This is a genomic window from Pseudonocardia xinjiangensis (genome assembly GCF_012911925.1).
Classification (GTDB): Bacteria; Actinomycetota; Actinomycetes; order Mycobacteriales; family Pseudonocardiaceae; genus Pseudonocardia; species Pseudonocardia xinjiangensis.
This window is the reverse complement of record NZ_JAAXKY010000292.1, coordinates 1-2,016: the sequence shown is the minus strand read 5'-3', so window position 1 is coordinate 2,016 and position 2,016 is coordinate 1. Positions and strand designations below refer to the sequence as shown.

The following is a 2,016-nucleotide window of genomic DNA, read 5'->3' as shown; positions in this document are numbered from 1 at the left end:
GGGGCTGGCTCCGGTGGGGCAGGCGAAGAACCGGGAGGTCCTCGCCGCAGGCCGGGCCGCCCTCGAGCTGGCCCGTGCCGCGGGCGTGCGCATCGGGTTCGGCACGGACCTGATGGGCGTGCTGGAGGACGAGCAGCTCGGCGGGCTCCGCGTGCAGGTGGAGGTGGAGGGCGTGCTGCGCACGCTGCAGGCCGCAACGTCGGTGAACGCGGAGCTGCTCGGGCGCCCCGACCTCGGGCGCGTCCGGGCGGGGGCCGTCGCCGACCTGCTGGTGGTCGACGGCGACCCGTTCGCCGACCCCGCGTTGCTGTGGGCGGGATCGGAGCGGCGGACCGTGATCCAGGCCGGCGTGCCGGTGGGTCGGTAGCAGCTCAGGGCCGCAGGATCAGCCGGATCAGGTCGTCCTTTTCGACCGGACGCCGCAAATCGGCGTGATCGGCTCGGGGGCGTAATCGGCGCAATTCGGCGACGACCATGAGCGCCAGGCATTCTCCGGGTGACTCTGCGACAATCCGGAGGATGGGAATCGAGGGGCGAACGCCGTTGCCGGGGCTGATCGACCAGATCATGCTGGTGGTTCTGACCCTCGTCGTGGTGGCTGCCTGTAGCGCCCCTGCCTCCGGAACAGGGAATTTCGGGGCTCCGGTGTCGGACTATGTCGACATATCGCAGGTTCCCGTCACACCGCCGCCGGCCCCGGCCCAGCCGGATGCATCGACCGGCACCTGGCGTATCGACTGCGGACGCGACCAGCAGGGCATCCACAACTCGGACAATCTGGTCGGCGATCCCGGTGACCCCGGCGGGGCCCACCATTTCCACGACTACGTGGGCAACGTCTCCGTCAGTGCCCGATCCACGAACCAGAGCCTCGCCGCGGCGGCCACGACCTGCCCCGACGGCGACAGGTCCGCGTACTACTGGCCCGTGCTGCGCGTGCCGGGTCCGGGCGGTCCCCCCGGCCTCGACGACGCCGCCGACCACAACGTGGGGCAGATCCTCGTGCCGAGCTCCGTGCTGCTCGAGTACCGCGGCAGCCCCGTCAGCTCGGTCGTGCCGATGCCCGAGTTCCTGCGCGCCACCACGGGAAACGCGCACGGCTTCACGGCCGGCGGGGTGAACACCGACCACGTGCAGTGGTCCTGCTCGGGGGCCAGGGACCGCGTCGCGCGGCAGTACCCGCGGTGCGGGCCCGGCCAGCAGGTGGTCCGGATCTTCGACATGCCCAGCTGCTGGAACGGCAGGAGCACCGACAGTGCGGACCACCGCATGCATCTGGTGTTCCCGGACTCGACGGGCGCCTGTCCGAACGACACCTTCCCGGTGCCCCAGCTGCACATGGAGATCTCCTACTCGGTCCCGCCGGGCGCGGACTACGCGATCGACAGTTTTCCCGAGGAGCAGCACAGCCCGATCAGCGACCACGGTGACTACATCGAGGTCATGCCGGACTCGCTGATGGCCCAGGTGGTTTCCTGTATCAACTCGGGACGACGCTGCGGGTCATGACGCGGACACGTACCGTATACCGGTCGTTCGAAAACGGCATTTGGTCGGCTTGTCCCGTTCGGCTGGGAATGCACTGATACCGAGTGGGACGTCGCTCTCACCGCTGAGTCGGTTGAACCTTCCCGGGGCCGGAGCCGTTTTCCAGTCGATGCGCTCCCACACCCCCGGCCATGCAGATTCCGTGAAGCGTCATGAAATGATGTCGCCGTCCACAGTGCTGCTGCTGCCTACCGAAGGCAGTGCAGTTCGTGAGCGGTCGCATTTCGGACGCCGGGCTCGGGGGGGTGGCCAGGCAGGGCGGTGTCCGGCGGCAGCCGCGCAGGGGTCGATACGTCGCCCGTGTCATCACCAAGCGGGTCCCCGGCCGGACCGGGGGCCGAGGCGACGACGGGTGGGGGTCCGTCCTCGTCTGCGATGGATGTCCGCGGTGGGGGTGAGCCGGGCTGCCGGCGCCGTGGACCGTTCAGGCACGACTCGAGGGGTCCGTTCTGCGGGGGAAGGTGGTGG

3 protein-coding genes are annotated in these 2,016 nt (G+C 69.7%); 2 read left to right on the top strand and 1 reads right to left on the bottom strand.

What is annotated here, in order from left to right; all coding sequences use genetic code 11:
• Nucleotides 1-367: amidohydrolase family protein (locus HF577_RS37105; RefSeq protein WP_169400669.1), on the top strand; the 367-nt coding region annotated here is incomplete at its 5' end.
• 4 nt (nt 368-371) lie between these two features.
• On the opposite strand, the gene HF577_RS37100 is transcribed toward HF577_RS37105, so the two are convergent.
• Nucleotides 372-569 carry a hypothetical protein gene (locus tag HF577_RS37100; protein ID WP_169400668.1) on the bottom strand — a complete coding sequence of 66 codons (198 nt, stop codon included), beginning with the start codon at nt 567-569 and terminating at the stop codon, nt 372-374.
• 76 nt (nt 570-645) lie between these two features.
• Here HF577_RS37100 and HF577_RS37095 point away from each other — a divergent pair, with 76 nt between their 5' ends.
• Entirely contained in the window at nt 646-1,509 is an 864-nt protein-coding gene (locus tag HF577_RS37095; RefSeq protein WP_312859631.1) for a DUF1996 domain-containing protein, read from the top strand.
• Nucleotides 1,510-2,016 lie beyond the last annotated feature (507 nt).

What these genes read in the sequence shown, in the direction of transcription:
- HF577_RS37100 (WP_169400668.1), bottom strand. Translation starts at nt 569, where the DNA reads ATGATCTGGTCGATCAGCCCCGGCAACGGCGTTCGCCCCTCGATTCCC.